The 18,392-nt window shown below is 62.3% G+C and carries 19 protein-coding genes; 15 read left to right on the forward strand and 4 right to left on the reverse strand.

Translation table 11 applies throughout. The annotated features are described in order from the left end of the window. The first annotated feature begins 122 nt into the window (after nt 1–122). Nucleotides 123–1,742 carry an AHH domain-containing protein gene (locus JQ603_RS22210; RefSeq protein ID WP_212342545.1) on the forward strand — a complete coding sequence of 540 codons (1,620 nt, stop codon included), beginning with the start codon at nt 123–125 and terminating at the stop codon, nt 1,740–1,742. A 154-nt stretch (nt 1,743–1,896) separates the two neighbouring features. Here the strand turns inward: JQ603_RS22210 and JQ603_RS22215 are convergent, their stop codons facing one another. Next, the gene (locus JQ603_RS22215; RefSeq protein WP_212342547.1) at nt 1,897–3,405 is read right to left on the reverse strand and encodes an FAD-dependent monooxygenase; all 1,509 of its coding nucleotides are present in this window, start codon (nt 3,403–3,405) and stop codon (nt 1,897–1,899) included. A 127-nt stretch (nt 3,406–3,532) separates the two neighbouring features. Beyond that, complete coding sequence (locus JQ603_RS22220) at nt 3,533–3,733, reverse strand: hypothetical protein (protein WP_212342548.1); 201 nt, start codon at nt 3,731–3,733, stop codon at nt 3,533–3,535. Between the two features lie 309 nt (nt 3,734–4,042). Here JQ603_RS22220 and JQ603_RS22225 point away from each other — a divergent pair, with 309 nt between their 5' ends. The 8 genes from JQ603_RS22225 to JQ603_RS22260 all read left to right on the forward strand — a co-directional run bounded on the left by JQ603_RS22225 (nt 4,043) and on the right by JQ603_RS22260 (nt 9,935). After that, the gene (locus tag JQ603_RS22225; RefSeq protein WP_212342549.1) at nt 4,043–4,453 is read left to right on the forward strand and encodes a hypothetical protein; all 411 of its coding nucleotides are present in this window, start codon (nt 4,043–4,045) and stop codon (nt 4,451–4,453) included. 41 nt (nt 4,454–4,494) lie between these two features. Next, the gene (locus JQ603_RS22230) at nt 4,495–4,833 is read left to right on the forward strand and encodes a hypothetical protein (protein ID WP_245003814.1); all 339 of its coding nucleotides are present in this window, start codon (nt 4,495–4,497) and stop codon (nt 4,831–4,833) included. A gap of 375 nt (nt 4,834–5,208) precedes the next feature. Then, nucleotides 5,209–5,685, forward strand: coding sequence for a phage terminase large subunit (locus JQ603_RS22235; RefSeq protein WP_245003778.1), 477 nt, complete (start codon nt 5,209–5,211; stop codon nt 5,683–5,685). Nucleotides 5,686–5,687: 2 nt separating this feature from the next. Then, nucleotides 5,688–5,981, forward strand: a complete 294-nt coding sequence (locus tag JQ603_RS22240) for a hypothetical protein (RefSeq protein WP_245003779.1) — start codon at nt 5,688–5,690, stop codon at nt 5,979–5,981. Between the two features lie 63 nt (nt 5,982–6,044). Continuing rightward, nucleotides 6,045–6,473: a GNAT family N-acetyltransferase gene (locus JQ603_RS22245; protein WP_212343289.1), complete on the forward strand. Its 429-nt coding sequence runs from the start codon at nt 6,045–6,047 to the stop codon at nt 6,471–6,473. 241 nt (nt 6,474–6,714) lie between these two features. Then, complete coding sequence (locus JQ603_RS22250) at nt 6,715–7,977, forward strand: CaiB/BaiF CoA transferase family protein (protein WP_212342551.1); 1,263 nt, start codon at nt 6,715–6,717, stop codon at nt 7,975–7,977. A 155-nt stretch (nt 7,978–8,132) separates the two neighbouring features. After that, on the forward strand, nt 8,133–9,362 hold the full coding sequence (locus JQ603_RS22255; RefSeq protein ID WP_212342552.1) for an acyl-CoA dehydrogenase family protein: 1,230 nt from the start codon (nt 8,133–8,135) through the stop codon (nt 9,360–9,362). A 9-nt stretch (nt 9,363–9,371) separates the two neighbouring features. Then, the gene (locus JQ603_RS22260) at nt 9,372–9,935 is read left to right on the forward strand and encodes a flavin reductase family protein (RefSeq protein ID WP_212342553.1); all 564 of its coding nucleotides are present in this window, start codon (nt 9,372–9,374) and stop codon (nt 9,933–9,935) included. Nucleotides 9,936–9,960: 25 nt separating this feature from the next. On the opposite strand, the gene JQ603_RS22265 is transcribed toward JQ603_RS22260, so the two are convergent. Beyond that, entirely contained in the window at nt 9,961–10,869 is a 909-nt protein-coding gene (locus JQ603_RS22265; protein ID WP_212342555.1) for an NAD(P)-dependent oxidoreductase, read from the reverse strand. Between the two features lie 177 nt (nt 10,870–11,046). On the opposite strand from JQ603_RS22265, the gene JQ603_RS22270 reads away from it, so the two are divergent. The 6 genes from JQ603_RS22270 to JQ603_RS22295 all read left to right on the forward strand — a co-directional run bounded on the left by JQ603_RS22270 (nt 11,047) and on the right by JQ603_RS22295 (nt 17,403). Beyond that, nucleotides 11,047–12,030 carry an ABC transporter substrate-binding protein gene (locus JQ603_RS22270; protein ID WP_212343290.1) on the forward strand — a complete coding sequence of 328 codons (984 nt, stop codon included), beginning with the start codon at nt 11,047–11,049 and terminating at the stop codon, nt 12,028–12,030. A 77-nt stretch (nt 12,031–12,107) separates the two neighbouring features. After that, a complete protein-coding gene (gene ilvD, locus JQ603_RS22275) occupies nt 12,108–13,802 on the forward strand; it encodes a dihydroxy-acid dehydratase (protein ID WP_212342557.1) in 1,695 nt (564 codons plus the stop codon). 124 nt (nt 13,803–13,926) lie between these two features. Then, complete coding sequence (locus JQ603_RS22280) at nt 13,927–14,772, forward strand: ABC transporter ATP-binding protein (protein WP_212342559.1); 846 nt, start codon at nt 13,927–13,929, stop codon at nt 14,770–14,772. Beyond that, on the forward strand, nt 14,769–15,554 hold the full coding sequence (locus JQ603_RS22285; RefSeq protein ID WP_212342561.1) for an ABC transporter permease: 786 nt from the start codon (nt 14,769–14,771) through the stop codon (nt 15,552–15,554). The genes JQ603_RS22280 and JQ603_RS22285 overlap by 4 nt, the downstream gene beginning before the upstream one ends. Next, a complete protein-coding gene (locus JQ603_RS22290) occupies nt 15,551–16,318 on the forward strand; it encodes an ABC transporter permease (RefSeq protein WP_212342563.1) in 768 nt (255 codons plus the stop codon). Before JQ603_RS22285 ends, JQ603_RS22290 begins: the two co-directional genes overlap by 4 nt. Before the next feature lie 38 nt (nt 16,319–16,356). Then, a complete protein-coding gene (locus JQ603_RS22295) occupies nt 16,357–17,403 on the forward strand; it encodes a peptidase M29 (RefSeq protein WP_212342565.1) in 1,047 nt (348 codons plus the stop codon). Here JQ603_RS22295 and JQ603_RS22300 read toward each other — a convergent pair. Continuing rightward, entirely contained in the window at nt 17,400–18,392 is a 993-nt protein-coding gene (locus JQ603_RS22300) for a 3-hydroxybutyryl-CoA dehydrogenase (RefSeq protein WP_212342567.1), read from the reverse strand. The two genes, JQ603_RS22295 and JQ603_RS22300, sit on opposite strands and share 4 nt — an antisense overlap.

Here is an 18,392-nt window from a genome sequence, read left to right on the forward strand (position 1 = left end):
CTTCGCTCGACAGCAAAGACAAGCGATCAAAACTCACAGTTCATTTTCCTTCACTTGCATGCGGGCACCCAACGTCTTGGGGCCGCGCCGATCGATGCCTTGGCGCAACGCAAGAGGCTAGCATGATCCAGATTCATCACATCTTGCCGCAGAGCCTTGCTGGCCACTTCGCACTCAAGGTCTTGGGTAATCGTTTCAACCTCAATGGCATCAAGAATTTGATGGCTTTGCCATCAGATCAGCAAGCAGCTCGAGAGCTAGGATCAAGCCCTCACACGGGAGGTCATCTCGCGAGCTATAACAAGATATTTTGCAAGTTTCTCGGTGTACTCCAGTCGCATCCATCCTTCGCCGCTGCTCAGGAAGGCGATACCGCTGCTGTTGATCAACTGGATGCCGAGATGAGCAGCTTTCTGGCCGCTGCCAAGCATGCGCTGGCGAGGGGGCATTTGCTTACCAATACACCTTCGGGAATGACGAGCGAGGACGCGAACAAGCGTACTGAAGATTGGTACGCAAACTGGAAAGCGTATGCTGAAGAGCATCGAGACAGCATTCAGCAGATGCAGGACACCGTCGATCAACTTCATGCCGCTAGCCAATGGGAACACGCTTTGCGCGCCCCCATCCTCCTTCCGGACGGCACTCGCAGTCTCGCGGACAAGATAGCGATACTAGCGAGATATCCCAAAGGCTCACCTATTTCACAGCACTTCACAGCTGTTGGACCTGTTCCCGATCCGCCTGGCCTCGTGCCGCCCTTTGTCGATACGCGGCTTCCCCCCTTTATTCCGCCTTCGCCTGGAGATTTGAATCGACCGGAAGGATTCACGCCGAACCCGCTACCGAACTATGGATCACCTGGCTTCCCAGCGGCCAATCCGCAAGGCTTTGGACAATTGCCGCCCACTACGGCCGCCCCGACGGACCCGCTGGTCCTCCGATCCGATCCGCACACCGGAACGCCGCTTCCATTCTACGACAATTCGTTAGCCGGCGGGACATCTCTGGCGGATAGTGCTCTTCTTCCTTGGTTGGCAGGAGCAGCCGCGGTCGGTGCAGCGGCTCCCTTCATTCCTGCTTGGCTGCTTGGCATTGGAGGCATCTTAGCGCTTACGCGCGCTGCCAACGCGCAGGTTAGCCCAGACGGTGCGACGCCGGGTCCTTCCACTTCCGGCGGAGGAGTGTTCTCGACAGGAGCGCCGGCGCACAACACCAACGGCGATGGGCTTAACGTCGACAGCACGGCCGATCGCAGCGGCTCTTCGGTTTCATCGGCCTTCTGGCCCCAGCTAGGCGGAGCTTCCTCGCTTGATTCGGACGCCACCGCTAGCACCTTTGCAGGTCGCTTCGGCGAGTGGGCTACCACGCCAGCCGGCACCATGCCTGCGAAAGATCTGCCAGAAGCTACGCCCACGTCTGCCGCAGGATCAGTCGCGCCAGACGATGTCCGGCGTCTCACCCGTGTGAATGAGGCGAACTCGGCCAGCGTGTTCACGTCCGGGAGTGCGCCGGTCCCCTATCTCCCGCCGACGGAATTCAACGATCGGTTTGGCAACTGGACCGCGTCGACCGTGGACGGCCGGCCAACGCAGACGAGCAGGCCGATAGGTGTATTCGCGGATGAGCCCAGCTATCTTATTCCGCCACCGATCTTCGGAGTGGATAGTCCAGGCAATCCGCACAATGAAGCTGAGGAGTGGTTCTCCCGCTGGATACGGCCGATGCTTGGGCGAGAGTGAAGAAAGTTCATTGAGCTCTTCGCATGCCGCTCAAGGCCGATCGTTTGACACGTCGGGCAAAACACTGGCAGAATGGCATCATCGAAGAATTCGGATCAAGCCTGCGGGATGCCGCGGGCTTGTTTGTTTCGATGGCGAGTGAGCCGTTCGTCCGCTACGCCGCGGCCGGTCCAAGCCAGGACGTCAACGCCTCCGCAAGTCCGCGCCGGCTCTCGTCTCCGACCCAGGCCACGTGCCCGTCGGGCCGCACCAGCACGGCTTTTGGCGCAACGACTTGCCCGATCGCCGGAAGCTCCCACGCGCCGTCGTAACCGGCGCGGACGAGACTGACGCGATCCGCCCAGGGCACCATGTGGGAGTCCGGCGCCTCGCCGAAGCTCAGCAGCAGCGCCCGCGCGCCGTGCATCAGTGTGAACAATCTCCGCGGCCGGCCATCGATCATCACATCGAGATCGGGCATGCGGTGTCCGAGCAGCGCGTGCCCTTCGCCGAGATCGTAGCGGATGTCGAGCCCGCTCATCATGGCGCCGAAACGCCTGCGCGGCTCGTCCATGCCGAGCAGCTCGGACATGACCTCGCGCGCGGCGATGAGGCCGTCCTCGGCGCGGCGGAGCAGGGCGATCTGTGCCCGGGTGTTGCGCAGCACGCGCGCGGCCACGGGATGACGCTCAGTGCGGTAGCTGTCGAGCAGGTTTTCGGGCGAGATGCCCCTGACGACCTGCGCCAGCTTCCAGCCGAGATTGACCGCGTCCTGCAGACCGGTGTTGAGGCCTTGCCCGCCCACGGAGTGATGGATATGCGCGGCATCGCCGGCGAGCAGCACGCGTCCTCTGCGATAGGAAGCGGCCTGCCGCGCCGCATCGGTGAAGCGGGAGATCCAGGCGGGACTGTGCGCGCCGAAATCGGTGCCGTACACGGCGACGAGCGCGTCGCTGAGATCGCGCAAGGTGGGCTCGCCGGTGCGCGTGAGCGTCGCTTCGGTCACGACGACCAGCACGCGCCCGCTCTCCGCCTTGCTGAGGCCGTGAAAGCCCAGCGCGTCGTGACGCAGGCCCCATGCGGGCTCTTGCGCCATCTCGACCTCGGCCATGAGGTTGCTCAGCGTTGGATCGGAGCCGGCGAAGTCGATGCCGGCCGTCTTGCGCACCAGGCTGCGGCCACCGTCGCAGCCGACCAGATAATTTGCGCGCAACGTGCCGCCGCCCGATAGCGCGATGTCGATGCCGGTCTCGTCCTGCGCGAAGCCCGTCACCTCGCGATTCCGATAGACCGGCACCGCGAGCTCCGCGACCCAATCGGCCAAGATGCGTTCGATGTGGCTCTGCCGCAGCGCGAGCCCGTAAGCGTGGCGGGTCGGGAGATCGCTGATGTCGAGCCTGGTCCATGCGAAGCCGGCGAGCTGGACGATCTGCCCTTCGCGCAGGAAGCGGTCCGCGACGCCGCGCTGATCGAGGATCTCGATGCTGCGCGCGTGCAGTCCGCCGGCGCGCGTGCCGACGATGTCCTGGCTCGCACGCCGCTCGACCACGGCGACGTCGACCTGCGCTAGCGCGAGTTCTGCGGCCAGCATCAACCCGGTCGGGCCGCCGCCGGCGACGACGACCGCATGGCCGGTGTCTGCCGCGTTCGGCCGGGAGCGGGATGTCGGAAGCAGTACAGGCATGTCGTGACCCCTCGACTTGGTGTTCGGGTCGAGGGTTCTACGCGATCAACGGGGGCTTGAAGCAAGCCCCTTGCGCACCACATATTGAGCTGGGAGGAGGGGAGATGCGCGCCGCGCGTCAAACGGCCTAGTCGTCCTTCGACAAATCGCCGGGTTTTGCGGACAGATCGATGGTACCGCCATCGCCATGTACGAGATCGCGGTTCTTGTCCTCCGTCTCGCCGGCGTCTTCGATGATCGCCTCCCGCACCTTTCGTCCCTTGTCGATGCGCGGCTTTGGCCCTGGACGATTTCGTGACGTCCCGGGTGAAGTCGTCTGAAGCGCCATGGCGGGTCCTCCTGATCGCCTAACGCGGCTTGCGCGAATTCGTTCGTTTGACACGTCGGGCAAAACACCGGCATAATGGCATCATCGAAAAGAGTTTGGTTCAGCCCGCGCGGCGCAATCCGCTGGCGGGCTTTTTCATGGCCGCCTGATGCGACGACGATCACGCCCGACACGAGGTTTGACACGTCGGGCAAAACACTGGCAGAATGGCGTCATCGAAGCGAGTATAGTTCAGCCCGCGCGGAGCAATCCGCCAGCGGGCTTTTCCTTGTCCGCTTGCTGTGACGACAATCGCGCGCAACACGGGGTTTGACACGTCGGGCAAAACACCGGCAGAATGACATCATCGAGACGAGTTTGGTTCACCCGCGCGGAGAGATCCGCCGCGGGTTTTTTCGTCTCGGTTTCGAGATCGGACGGCGGCGGCGCATTGCGGCCACGCACTCGCTTGATACGCGTTTAGGGAGCGCCGATCGGCGCGCCGTCGTCCGAACCATTGCTGGCCGTGCACGCGCGAACGTGCCGGCCCGCGGCGCCGGGCTCGTTGCTCGCGCCGCTGCGGTCTCCGGGACCGGAGATAGGGTTCGCGCCCGAAACGATCGCGCCTCATTGCGCGATCTGCCGCGCATTTCTTTTCGTGGAGAGATGATGACCGCCTATCTGATATCGCTGGCCCTCGCAGGCCTCGTTGCAATCGCGCTGTGGGAGATGTTTTCGTGAGCGAGGAGATCGAATATGAGCCCGCGCGTGCACCGGTCCGTTTGCCCGCGCGGGGCAAGACGTCCAGGGCGCGCACCCTGACCGAAATTCGCTCGCTTGCACGCAGCCACACCAGAACGGCCGTCAGGGTGCTCGTCGGCGTCATGCGCAGCGAGGATGCAACACCGGCCGCCCGCGTCTCGGCCGCCAATGCGATCCTCGATCGCGGCTGGGGCAAGGCGGCCCAGCCGGTGGAGAACGGTGAAGACGGGGTGCTGGAATTGATTCACCGGATCGAGCGGATCATCGTGCACCCGGGGAGCTCGAACAGCGGTGACGCCGTCACGACGCTTGAAGCAGCGGAGATCCCAATCTGCAATCTTGCCTCGATTGATCGTTGACCCGTCGGGCAAAACACTGGCAGAATGGCATCATCGACAGAAGTTGGTGTTGCCCGCGCGGACGCAGTCCGGCGCGGGTTTTTCGTCTTGATGCCCCCGGCTAATTCCTGGCCGGCTTACCGGCCCGGCGCTTAGGCGCTGCACGTGGTCGCTGCAAGAACGGCGCCTTTCATCGAGGATGGTTGGCTCTGCCGCTTTTGCGCGCGAATTTCTTGACAGGAACGATACAAAACCTGGCCTTCGCCTTCCGGAGGTGGCGTCTTTGCTGGTTTCAATCAAGCTCCGCAACGACCATCCGACACCCCAGACACCGAAGACTGGTCGGCGATGTGGCGCAGGCGCACCGGCCTGCCGTAAGGCGAGCGAGCGCATCCATTGTCCATCCTGAAAATTCCGACGGCCAAGATCTTCGAGCCGTTGCTGCAACCCGCCCGCTACAAGGGCGTCTATGGGGGACGCGGCTCGGGCAAATCGCATTTCTTCGGCGAGCTTCTTGTCGAGACCTGCCAGGCCGAGCGTGGCACGCTCGCGGTCTGCATTCGCGAGGCGCAGCGGACGCTGGCGCAATCGTCGAAGCGTTTGATCGAAGGCAAGATTGCGAGCCTCGGGCTCGGCCACGGTTTCAAGCTGTTCAGCGACAAGATCGAGACGCCCGGAGACGGACTAATCATCTTTCGGGGGCTGCAGGACCATACGGCCGACTCGATTAAGCTCCTTGTTTGGGACAAGGTTCTCGGCCTCGGCACCACGGATGCCCTGGCGGGATTTGCGGCGATCACTGCCAATCTCGTTGTCTCCTTCTACTTTGCCAAGCGCGGGTTTGAGAATGTCGCAAGGATCATCAAGCGGTGAGGATGCCAGAGGACGAGATCAGGGCTATCGTTGCCGAAACGCTGGCTGAGCAGCACAGGCTCCAGCAGGATAGCATCGACGCGATCGTATTGAAGGCGGTGGCGTCGGTGATGGCCTCGTTTGGAATCGAAGATGATGACCGAAAGGAAGTCAGGGCGGACTTCCAGCATCTGCGGCGCTGGCGAAAGAGCGTGGAGCAGGCGCAGAGCTATACATTCAAGGCGGTGATCACGGTCATTGCGACCGGCCTTGTGGGCGCTGCCTGGCTCGGCGTCAAAGTCATGTTGGGCAAATGAACCGCGGTGGCGACCAAGTCGCCGTCGCTCGACCCGGAATTGTTTCCGTCAATGAACCATCCCATGTACAGAATTGGTGTCGTCGATGCGGACGACGAGGAGATCGTCGAGACCCTCGACGATCTGCACCGGCTGACGTTCTTCGATGGCGCCGCAATGCCGCAATTCGAGTTGGGTACATGGTGGCTTGCTTATCACAATGATGATCCGGTGGCCTTCGCCGGCGTCGTGGCGTCAACGTATGCACGAAACAGCGGCTACTTCTGCCGGGTCGGAGTCCTGCCGCGGCATTGGGGACGCGGTCTTCAACTCAGGCTGATGCGGGCGATCGAGGCGAGGGGACGGCGCGTCGGGTGGGATAATATCGTGTCGGATACAACGGACAATCCAGTCTCCGCCAATAATTTCATCCAGGCTGGCTATCGGCTCTACGTGCCTGAGGTGCCCTGGGCCTGGTCGCATACGCTGTACTGGCGAAAATGCTTGCGCTGAGGGGCGGCGGTTTCCCGTGATGCGGAACGTGGCCTTCGGTGGGTAGAACGACTTGCAACGAAGCCCGGCGCAGCCTTGTATGCCCGATGTGTCGAGAGGCCCGGCAGCTCGACGGCTGCCGGGCTCCTTTTGCGTTTTCAGGAATGTCGTTGAAGCACTTGCGGAGTCGGCTCGACCGGGCTTTAAGTTTGCTCTTGCAGGAAATTCGGCGACCACAAGCCGATGTAAGGGAGCGTCATCGATGTCCACCAAGCCTCAATTGCCGGAACGCCCCTCGCGAGCAACGGAAGGGCCTGCGGCGCTCGATGGTCTGCTGGTCGTCGATTTTACGCGCGTGGTTGCCGGCCCGGCCTGCACGCAGACGCTGGCTGATTTCGGTGCACGCGTCATCAAGATCGAGAACCCGGATGGCGGTGACGACACACGCGCATATGAGCACGCCGAAATCGGTGGTGAGAGCGCTGCTTATCTCAGCCTCAACCGCAACAAGCGCGGCATCGCGCTGGACCTCGCTGTGCCCGAAGCCCGCGGGATCGCACTGGATCTGATCCGTAAGGCCGACGTGGTCGTCGAGAATTTTTCGAGCGGGGTCATGAAGAAATTCGGCCTCGACTATGAAGCGGTCGCGCCGCTCAACCCTCGGCTGGTCTATTGCTCGATCTCGGCCTATGGGCGTTCCGGACCGTTCGCCTCGCGTCCCGGCTTCGATCCCATCACCCAGGCGGAAAGCGGCTTCATGTCGCTCAACGGATTTGCCGACGGTCCTCCCGTTCGCACCGGTCCGCCCATCGTGGATATTGCGACGGGGATGACGGCCTGTAACGCCATCCTTCTCGCCCTGCTGGCACGGGATCGGCTTGGTCGCGGCCAGCGTGTCGAAGTCGCCTTGTTCGACATTGCAATGGCGATGACTGGCTTTTACGGCATGGCCTATCTGATCAATGGCCAAAATCCCGGCCGGTTTGGAAATTCACCGAGTGGGTCTCCCACCGTCGGCGTCTATGAAGCTTCCGATGGGCCGCTCTATATGGCCTGCGCCAACGACCGGCTCTATCGCCGCCTGGTCGTCGAGGTGCTGAACCGGCCTGATCTCATCACCGATCCGCAATTCGCAACGCGCAAAGCGCGTTCCGAGAACAAGGAGCTTTTGCGAACGGCAATCGCGGAAGTCTTTGCCAGCGACACCCTGGAGAACTGGATGGCGAAGATGAAGCTGGCCAATATCCCGGTCGGCTATCTCCGCACCGTCGAAGAGGGCTTTAACGCACCTGAGGCCCGCGACCGCCATCGTTTGAGCCGAATTCGGCATCCTACGGCGGACTGGGTCCCCAACATCGAGACCCCGATTAACATGAGTCTAACCGGTGCGATTGATCCCGTGGCTGCGCCTCTATTGGGCGAGCATACTTTGGACGTCTTGCGTGACACGCTTGGTTATGACCAGCGCCAGATCGCAGAATTCGTCCAAAGGGGCGTCTTCGGATCAGGTAAGCCCTCGGTTTGAGCCCCGAGCGGTTGACCTCGTGGGGCGGCTTCCAGATCGCTGCTTCACGATACCGGTTCGCCCTGTCGCCTCCTGCCCGACGGCCAGGTTCTGGGCGATTGGCTTGATTTGGCGATATTCCCGCCGCATAAATGTAGGAAAGCGAGGGATGCGGAATGGCGCCTGGTCAAGAGCCGAGTGTGGGCCAGCCTGAGGAGCCGGGATCCGGCGGACGCGCCTATGCGGCAATGATCGCGAAGGCTCGGGCGCTCTTGCCACGACTGCGAGAGCGATCTGCCCGAACCGAAGAGCTGCGACACCTCCCGGCCGAGACCGAACGGGATCTGCACGACGCCGGCCTGTTCCGGATGCTTCAGCCCAAGCGCTTTGGCGGTGCTGAGCTCGATTATGTCGCTCTGATTGACTGCGCCGATCTGCTGGGACAGGCCGACGCGTCGGTGGCCTGGAATCTCGCCAACCTGGCGAGCCATCACTGGATGCTCGGCATGTTCGAGCAAAGGGCGCAGGATCTGGTCTGGGGCCGTGATCCGGATACCCTGATCGCCTCCTCGTTCATCTTTCCAGCCGGACGCGCCACGAGGGTCAAGGGCGGATACCAGTTGCACGGAAGCTGGCCATTTTCTTCCGGCGTCGCGTCGTGCGAATGGAATATGCTTGCAAGCGTGGTCTCCTCCGAAGATGAGGCAGATGGCATCGAGTATCGGATATTTCTGCTTCCGAAGGGCGACTATAGGGTCCTCGACACCTGGAATGTCGCCGGGCTGCGAGGCACGGGTTCTTGCGACGTGGAAGTCCGGGACGCCTTCGTGGCCGACGCTATGACTGTCGCGGTTGGCGAACTTACCGGCGGCCGGCCACCGGGAAGCAAGGTCAATCTCAATCCGCTGTATACGTTACCTGTGTTCTCGCTGTTTCCTTACGTCTTGTCCGGCGTCGCGCTGGGGAATGCCCAGGCATGCCTGAACGACTATATCGAGGTCGCCCGTCATCGCATTTCCACCTACAACCGTGCCAAGCTGAGCGACTTTCAGAGCACGCAGATCAAGATCGCGGAGGCTTCCGCCAAGATCGACGCTGCGCGCCTGATCATGCGTTCGGCTTGCATCGATGCCATGGAGAACGCAAGGCGTGGTCATGTTCCCGATATGCCAATCAAAACTCGGTATCGACGTGACGGGGCCTTTTCAGTGAACTTGTGTACGGATGCGGTCTCCATGCTGTTTGCGGCGAGCGGAGCGCGCGGCTTGTTCACGACAGGGGTTTTGCAACGGCAATTCCGCGATGCACACGCGATCAACTCACATCTCGCCTTCAATTTTGATGCGGCTGGAACCAACTATGGACGTGTGGCGCTCGGCCTGCCGTCCGAGAATCTCACGCTGTGAGGCCGGCCGATGAATGATCTGCCGAAGCAGCCGGCCGTTCCCGACCCAGCCAACGAACTTGCGAGCGACAGCTCGCCGATCGATCCCCGTGATTTTCGAAATGCGCTCGGCACATACGGAACGGGCGTAACGATCATCACCGCCACGGCGGCGGACGGAAAACCTTATGGCATCACCTGCAATTCGTTCGCATCGGTCTCCCTGAATCCTCCTCTAGTCCTCTGGAGCCTTGGGGTCTACTCCTCTAGCCTGCCGGTGTTTCAGAACGCCAGCCACTTCGTCGTGCATGTCCTCGGCACGTCGCAGCAGGCGCTTGCGAACAAATTTGCGAGGTCGTCCGAAGACAAGTTCGCTGGTGTCGACTGGACGCCGGGTCTCGGCAATGCCCCGGTGCTCGCCGAAAGCGTTGCCAGTTTTCAATGCCGCTCCGTCAACCGCTATTATGGCGGCGATCACGTGATTTTTCTCGGAGCAGTCGAGGCTTATGCCTACAATGCCGGGGCAGCTCTGCTGTTCGCGCGGGGAACATATGGCCGGTTCTTGGCCGACGATGAACGCAAGAAGTCGCCATAACGCGCTTCTGGATGAACTCGATAGTTCAATGCTCTGCCGCTGAAAGCTTGTAGATCTCCAGCGCGTCCGCATCCGCGCCGCGCGCTGCTTTGGCCAACCTGAAAAGTTGACCCGCAAGCGATGCCATCGGCACCGGGGTCGACGTCGTCTGCGCGACGGCGGCGACCGTATCGAGGTCCTTGAGCATCGTGGCGATGTGACCGAGTGGCGGCGAGTGAATGCCCTGGACCATCCGTGGCACAAACAGCTGAAGCGGAATCGAATCCGCAAAGCCGCCGGCGAGCGCTTCGGGCAACCGGGCGGCATCAATCCCAGCGTTCACGGCAAGGCGAGTTGCTTCAGCGAGGACGGCCATCGCACATCCGACGATCACTTGATTGCACAGCTTTGTCGTCTGACCTGCGCCGGTAGGTCCCATATGGGTGAACCTGCGTGCCATCGCGAGGACGTAGGGGCGCACCCTCTCGATGTCGGCGGCCTCTCCGCCGGCCATGATCGCAAGCGTGCCTTCCTCGGCGCCCTTGGTGCCGCCGGACACTGGTGCATCGATCCAGCCTGCGCCGTTGGTATCCCTCAATCGACTCGCGAGGTCGCGCGCCGCGTCAGGATGGATCGACGAGAAGTCGACGACGAGCTTGCGGGCGCCGTCCGCGGCCGAAAGACCTTCAGCTCCGAATATCACTTCCTCAACCGCAGCGGCGTCCGTCACGCACATGAAGACGATGTCGGCGTCCCTCAAAAGGTCGCGGGGGGTCATTGCGCGCCGTGCACCAGCTTCGACGAGCGGAGCGACCTTGCCCTCCGAACGGTTCCAGACGGTGACCTGATAGCCGGCCTTGAGCAGGCGGTGGGTCATGGGTGTTCCCATCAGTCCGAGGCCGACATAGCCAAGCCGCTCGGCGCGCTGCGGGTTTGTCTCGCTCGTATCAGCCATAGGTTGCCTCCTCCTGTCGCAGCGCAATTGCGCACGACCGCCGCCCTACCATACATTGCGCGCTCTCCGGCGAAACCGGCCGGCTTGCATGGCTTGCCTGATTGTTTGAACCATGAAACATTTGGGCCGGTCGGGTTGGGTGGCGCCGATCGGCGCCGGAGCAACGGAGTGGGCGCGATGCGAACGGTTTCGAGGTTGATGCTGGCAATGGGGGCGGTGGCGGTCGTGATTGCGATCGCAGGTCCCTCACGGGCGCAGCAGACGATCCGCGTCGGTTGGACGATCCCGGCCGAGGAGTCCAAGTACTGGATGATGCGTCGCCCGGCTGAATTCCCCAATATCGGCAAGACCTACAACATTGAATGGACCCAGTTTCAGGGCACGGCGCCTATGACTCAGGCATTGGCGGCGGGCGCTCTGGATTGTGCAACCCAGGCGCCGCTGTCGCTCTCCAACGGCGTTGTTGGCGGCAATCTCAAGGCCTATATCGTCGCGCAACATGTCTTCGAGAAGCCCGGCGGCTTTTCGGTCTATTGGGCGGTGATGGATGACTCGCCGATCAAGACCATCGCCGACCTCAAGGGCAAGACCGTTGGCATTTCCGTGATCGGCGGCGGCACGCAGGGACCGTTCAACCTGCTGCTGAAGCAGAATGGTGTCGATCCGGCCAAGGATATCAAGCTGGTCGAAGTCGGCTTCGCTGTCTCGGAAGACGCGTTGCGCCAGGGCCGCGTCGACGCGGTCAACATGAACCAGCCGTTTGCCGCGCGCGCGGAAGCGAAGGGTGGCACCCGCAAGCTGTTCTCGCTGTCGCAGGCCATGCCGAACATCGTGCACATTCTTGAAGCCTGCCGTGCCGATTTCGTCGACAAGAACCCGGAACTGGTCAAAGCCTATGTCCGTGACATCACGTCGGGCATGAAGAAGGCTCTGGCGAACCGCGAAGAGACCTTGAAGGTCGTGTCCGAGGTGCTGAAGGCTCCCGTTCCGGTGCTCGAGACCTACCTGCTCAAGGAGAACGACTTCGGCCGTGACCCCGGAGCTGCGCCGAACTTCCCCGCCATTCAGAAGATGCTCGACATCTACGCAGAGACGGGAATGCTACCGAAGCTCGACGTTGCGCAGTTCAAGCATCCGACGATCGTCGCTCCGCTGCAATAGGCGGTAGAACGAGATATCCGAACAGTCAGATAGCAGTATCCCGGTCAGCCGGGATGTTGCATGAAGAAGATGCACGCATGAAGAAGTTGCGATCACGGGTGACGACGGACGGGCTTGACCGGGCCCCGCACCGCGCTTTCATGCGGGCGATGGGCCTTGACGACGCCGCGATCGCCAAGCCTATGGTTGGCGTCGTCAGCATGAAGGGCGAGCAAACGCCCTGCAACATGACCCATGATTTCCAGGTGGCCGCGGCCAAGACGGGAATCGAGGAGGCCGGCGGGACGCCGCGCGAATTCTCGACCGTGTCGGTCTCCGATGGCATCAGCATGAATCACGAGGGAATGAAGTTTTCCCTGTTTTCGCGCGAGCTGATTGCCGACTCGATCGAAGCGGTCGTCCATGGCCTCGCCTACGATGCGCTGATCGGATACGGTGGATGCGACAAGACGCTGCCCGGCGTGATGATGGGCATGGTTCGTTGCAACGTGCCGTCCATTTTCATCTACGGCGGCAGTTCGCTGCCTGGGCGCGTGGACGGGCGGACGCTGACGGTGCTCGATTCCTATGAGGCCGTCGGCAGTTTCATGACGGGCGAGATCGACGGAGCCACGCTCGAACGGATTGAGCGCGCATGCCTTCCGACCATCGGCGCGTGCGCCGGCCAGTTCACGGCGAACACCATGGGGATGGTGTCGGAGGCAATGGGCCTGACCATTCCAAACGTTTCGATGGTGCCCGGTGTCTATGCTGAACGCGCGCAGATATCGCGCCGCGCCGGGCGACTGATCATGGAAATGCTGGAACGAGGCGGGCCGCTCCCGCGCGACATCGTGACGCGGAAATCCCTTGAGAATGGCGCGGCCATCGTGGCCGCGACAGGTGGGTCGACCAACGCCGCGCTGCATTTGCCCGCGATTGCGAACGAGGCAGGCATCGCATTCACGATCGACGATGTCGGTGAGGTCTTCGTCCGAACACCGCTGATCGGAAATCTGCGCCCAGGGGGGAAGTACACGGCGAAGGACGTCTATGACATCGGCGGCGCGGCCGTGGTCATTCGCGAGCTGATCCAGAGCGGCCACATTGATGGCAGTTGCATCACCATCACGGGCCGCACGCTCGCCGAAGAATACGGCACGGCTAACGCGCCCGATGGGGAGATCGTTTACGCGGCGCGCGCGCCGATCATGCCGGATGGCGGAGTGGCAGTACTGAAGGGCAATCTTTGTCCAGACGGAGCGGTCATCAAGGTCGCCGGTCTCAAGAGCCTTGTCTTTGAGGGTATCGCACGCGTTTTCGAAGACGAGGAGGGCTGTGTCGCGGCTGTGCGTGACCGCAGCTACAAGGCCGGCGAGGTCCTTGTTATCCGTAATGAGGGGCCGGTCGGCGGCCCCGGCATGCGCGAGATGCTCGGCGTCACCGCGCTGATCTACGGGCAGGGCATGGGCGAGAAGGTGGCCCTGATCACCGATGGCCGGTTCTCCGGTGCCACCCGCGGCATGTGCATCGGCTATGTCTCGCCAGAAGCGTTCGTGGGCGGTCCGCTGGCGCTCGTTCGCGACGGCGACAAGATCCGGATTGATGCGGCTGGCCGCCGCATGGATGTGTTGATCGACGAGCAGGAGCTCGCCGCGCGGCGACGCGACTGGAAGCCGCGACCGCCTCGGCATCGAGCCGGCGCACTGGCGAAATATGCGCGTTTGGTTGGCCAAGCGCCGGGCGGAGCGGTCACGCACGAGGGCCCGGCGGAATGGCCCTGGTTCGAGTGACGAGCCGCGGGGGTGCCGAAGGTAATCGTCCGTCTGGCAGACTTCTTGCTAAGCTCGTGCCGCAGGTGGACGACTTTCAGCAGTCGATTGCGTGATGTTCGCGGATGCGTGAAGTGAGAGTAGGATGAAGGTAGTGCCTTCGAGATCGAGCGAATGGGTGGGACCGGTGACGTCACAAAAGCCGGCTTCTGCGATCATAGAGATCGATCGCGTCTCGCAGGTTTTTCAGACCTCGGCGCGCAAGGACCATTTGGCACTTTCGGACATCTCGCTGACGATCGACGAAGGGGCCTTCGTCTCCATTCTCGGGCCGTCCGGCTGCGGCAAGTCGACACTGCTCTACATCGTCGGGGGCTTTGTCACCCCAACCAGCGGCGCGGCGAAGATTAAGGGGCAGGCGATCACGGGACCCGGCCCTGATCGCGGACCCGTTTTCCAGGAGTTCGCGCTGTTTCCCTGGAAGACGGTGTTGGGCAATGTGATGTACGGGCCGCGCCAGCAGGGTGTGCGGACGAGCGAGGCCGAGGCGCAGAGCCGATCGCTGATCGAGATGGTCGGCCTCAAGGGCTATGAGAATTTCTATCCCAAGGAGCTCTCGGGCGGCATGAAGCAGCGCGTGGCGCTCGCCCGGACGCTTGCCTACCATCCCGAAGTCCTGTTGATGGACGAACCGTTTGGAGCGCTCGACGCTCATACCAGGACGCGCTTGCAGAACGATCTCCTGAACATCTGGGAGCGTGATCGCAAGACGGTGTTGTTCGTCACCCACTCGGTCGACGAAGCTGTCTTTCTCTCGGACAAGGTGGTGATGATGTCGAGATCGCCCGGGCGCATCCGGCAAGTCATCGACATCGATCTGCCGCGGCCACGTCGCCGTAACGAATTGCTCCTCGATCCGCGTTACCAGAAATACGTCGTGGACATCGAACGCATGTTCGACGAAAGCGACGAGGGCGGGGCACCCTCATGATGTCGCCGGCTGCCGTGCTCAAGCGTGCCGCCCCGGTGCTTGCCTGCGTCGGGTTATTGGCCATATGGCAGGCCGCTGCGCTGGTGCTGAAGAACGACAGCTTTCCAACGGCGATCGAGGCGATCCGCGCGATCCCGGATATCCTTGGCGACAAGGAATCCCTCGTCAATATCCTGGCCTCGCTTCGTCGCATGGCGTTGGGGTTCGGTGTAGCCGTGCTTTTTTCGATTCCACTTGGCCTGTTGATGGGGCGCAGCCGGGCCGTCGCAGCCTTCTTCAATCCGCTTTTAATGGTGATCTATCCGGTCCCGAAGGCAGCGTTGATGCCCATCATCATGTTGTGGCTGGGCGTCGGCGATATCACAAAGACGCTGGTGATCTTCCTCGGCGTCAGCCTGCCCGTGATCTATCACAGCTTCGAGGGCGCCAAGGCCGTCGAAGAGAAGATGCTGTGGTCGGGTGCTGCGATGGGTCTCTCGTCCGTGCAACGTCTGATCCGGATTGTACTGCCTGCCGCGCTGCCGGAGATCCTGACCGGATGCCGCACAGGATTGGTGCTGGCGCTGATCACCATGATCACCAGCGAGATGATCGCCCGCCAGTCCGGTGCAGGCAACATCCTGTTCAATGCGCTCGACATGGGGCAATACGACACAGTCTTTGCGATGATCATCATCGTGGGAGCAATGGGCATCTGCCTCGATGCGATCTTCGAGGGGATTCGCGCCAGGCTGGTGCGCTGGTCCGAGCCTCAGTTCGACATGCCGCTGAGCTTCTCATGATGTCGCGCCTCGTCTCAGCAAACCTCCTCCTTGGCCTCGCGCCGATCGCGTTGGTGATCGCCGTTTGGCAGGGCCTCGTCTCGTTCGGCTTTGCACCCGCGACCTTGCTGCCGCCCCCGGGCTACGTCTTTGGCCGCCTCCTGCAGCAGTTCGTGACATGGACGTTTCAGCAGGAGATCGCGGCGACCCTGATCCGGCTGTTTGCCGGCTTTGCGATCGCGGTCGTGCTCGGCGTCGGCTTCGGCATTGCGGCGGCCGCTAGTCCCACAATCAACGCTGTCGTTCGGCCGATCGTGCGCGTGCTGGCGCCGTTGCCCAAGGTCGCGCTCTATCCGGCGCTGTTGCTGCTGCTCGGGTTCGGTCACGGATCGAAGATCACGTTGGTCGCAGCAGACGCACTTTTTCCCATCTTGCTGTCTACCTATTACGGCGCATCGACGGTTGAGCAGAAGCTGATCTGGTCGGCTATGGCGGCGGGAACGCCGCGCTACGAGATCCTGTTCAAGGTGGTATTACCGGCGGCGATGCCCTCAGTCCTGACCGGCTGCCGGATCGGCCTTGTCATTTCCTGCATCGTGGTGTTTCTGGCCGAGATGATCACGTCGACGGACGGGCTGGGCCATGCTCTCGTCACGGCAGCCCGGACGTTCCAGGCCGTCGACATGTTCGTGCCGTTGATCACGATCTCGCTGCTGGGGTTGATCCTGAACGCCCTGTTGGGCGTCGTGCGATCGTACCTCTTGCGGGGCTTCCCCGAAGCGTGATCTGACTGACCAAGAAACCACGATACCGGGAGTGAACCATGCTGGCCGATCGCATCGAGGCAAAGTGGATCGACGCATTCTGCGAGATTTTTGAGCGATGCGCCGTCAAGGCCGGCGATACCGCGGCGATCCTCTCGGAGACCCAATCGCGCGCATTGAATGTTCATCTGGCAGAACTCGCGCTGCTGCGCATGGGCGCGCGGCCGTTCCACGTGGTGATGCCGACGCCCCGCAACCGGAACATCGTTCCGGTTCGTTCGACCGGGGCGAGCGAGGCGATCCAAAAGCTTGGTCCGGTCGTCACCGCACTTCAACAGGCCGGCTTTGTGGTGGATTGCACCATCGAGGGCTTGATGCACGCGGTGGAAACGCCTGAAATCCTGAAAGCTGGCGCACGAATTCTGGTGATCTCCAATGAGCATCCCGAGGCGCTGGAACGGATGGTGCCGGATCCGGCATTGGAGAAGCGCGTCCGCGCCGCAGCCAAGATGCTACGAGGAACCAAGCGCATGCGGGTGACCTCGAAGGCTGGCACGGCGCTCGACGTCGATATGGTTGGTGCTTCAACCGTCGGCGTGTGGGGCTGGACCGATAAGCCCGGCACGCTGGCGCATTGGCCCGGCGGTATCGTCGTCAGCTTTCCCAAGAGCGGAACGATCAACGGCACGCTGGTGATGGCACCCGGTGACATCAATCTGACCTTCAAGCGTTACCTGGCCTCGCCGGTGAAGATGACGTTGAAGGACGATTATGTCGTCGAACTGGAAGGCGAGGGTACAGATGCCGCTATGATGCGCGCCTATCTCGCCGCCTGGGGCGACCGCGAGGCCTACGCCGTGTCGCATGTCGGCTTCGGCATGAATCCGGGCGCGCGTTACGAGGCGCTGTCCATGTACGATCAGCGCGACACCAATGGCACGGAGATCCGCGCCGTCTCCGGCAATTTCCTCTTCTCGACCGGAGCGAACGAGTTCGCCGGCCGCTACACGGCAGGGCATTTCGATCTACCGATGATGGGGACGACCATCGAGCTCGATGGCGTCGCGGTGGTCCGGGAGGGCGTCCTGCAGGATGTCTTCGGCTAGCCGCGGTCGATCACGGGCGGGCGAGCCAGGTCGAAGTGCCGAAGCAGGTCCACCATGGCCTGCAGCCGCTTGACGCGATAGGCATCGACGTCCATGTCTGAATAATCGAGAAAGCCGGCCCCCGTGCGGAGACCGATCCGGCCTTCGTGCATGTTCTTCGAAATCACCTCGGGCGCGCGATAGCGGTCGCTGCCGAGCGCGCCCTCGAGATAGCGGCTGGCGTAGTACAAAATGTCGCCGCCGCCCCAGTCGATGAATTCGAGCAGCCCGAGCACGGCGTAGCGGAAGCCGAAGCCGTAGCGGATCGCCTTGTCGATCTCCTCGGCGCTGGCGACGCCTTCCTCCACCATGCGTGCGGCCTCGTTCATTGCCAACGCCTGGATGCGCGGGACGATGAAGCCGGGCGTCGCCGCGCAGACCACTGGCACCTTGCCAATGCCTTCGAGCAGCGCCTTGACCTCGTCGACGATGGCGGGATCGGTGGCTTTGCCCGGCGAAACCTCGACCAGCGGAATCAGATAGGCCGGGTTGAGCCAGTGCACATTGAGAAAGCGACGAGGGTTCACGATCGCGTCGGAGAGGTCGTCGACGAGAATGGTTGATGTCGTCGATGCGATGATCGTGTCCGGCTTGACTTGCCTTGAGGCTGTCCCCAGCACCTCTCGCTTGAGTTCAACGACTTCTGGAACACCTTCGAAGACCATTCCGGCTTCGGTCAATGCTGCGCCGCTCTGGCTGGCCGGCACCACCGACACACGAGCGATGAGGGGATCGACATCTGCCTCGGTAAGCAGCCCCAAGCTTGATAGGCTGGAAAAAGTCTTCCTGACTTCCCCGAGCGCGTCCGCCTCCAGCTTGTCGAAATCCTGCGGTGAGCGAGCCTTGACGTCGACCATCGTGACCGTATGCCCGGCATAGGCGAACGCGACGGCTATGCCGCGCCCCATGCGGCCGGCCCCGAGACAGGCGATGTTGGCGCGACGGGTCAT

Origin of the sequence: Bradyrhizobium liaoningense, from assembly GCF_018130825.1 — a bacterium.
GTDB lineage: Bacteria > Pseudomonadota > Alphaproteobacteria > Rhizobiales > Xanthobacteraceae > Bradyrhizobium > Bradyrhizobium liaoningense_B.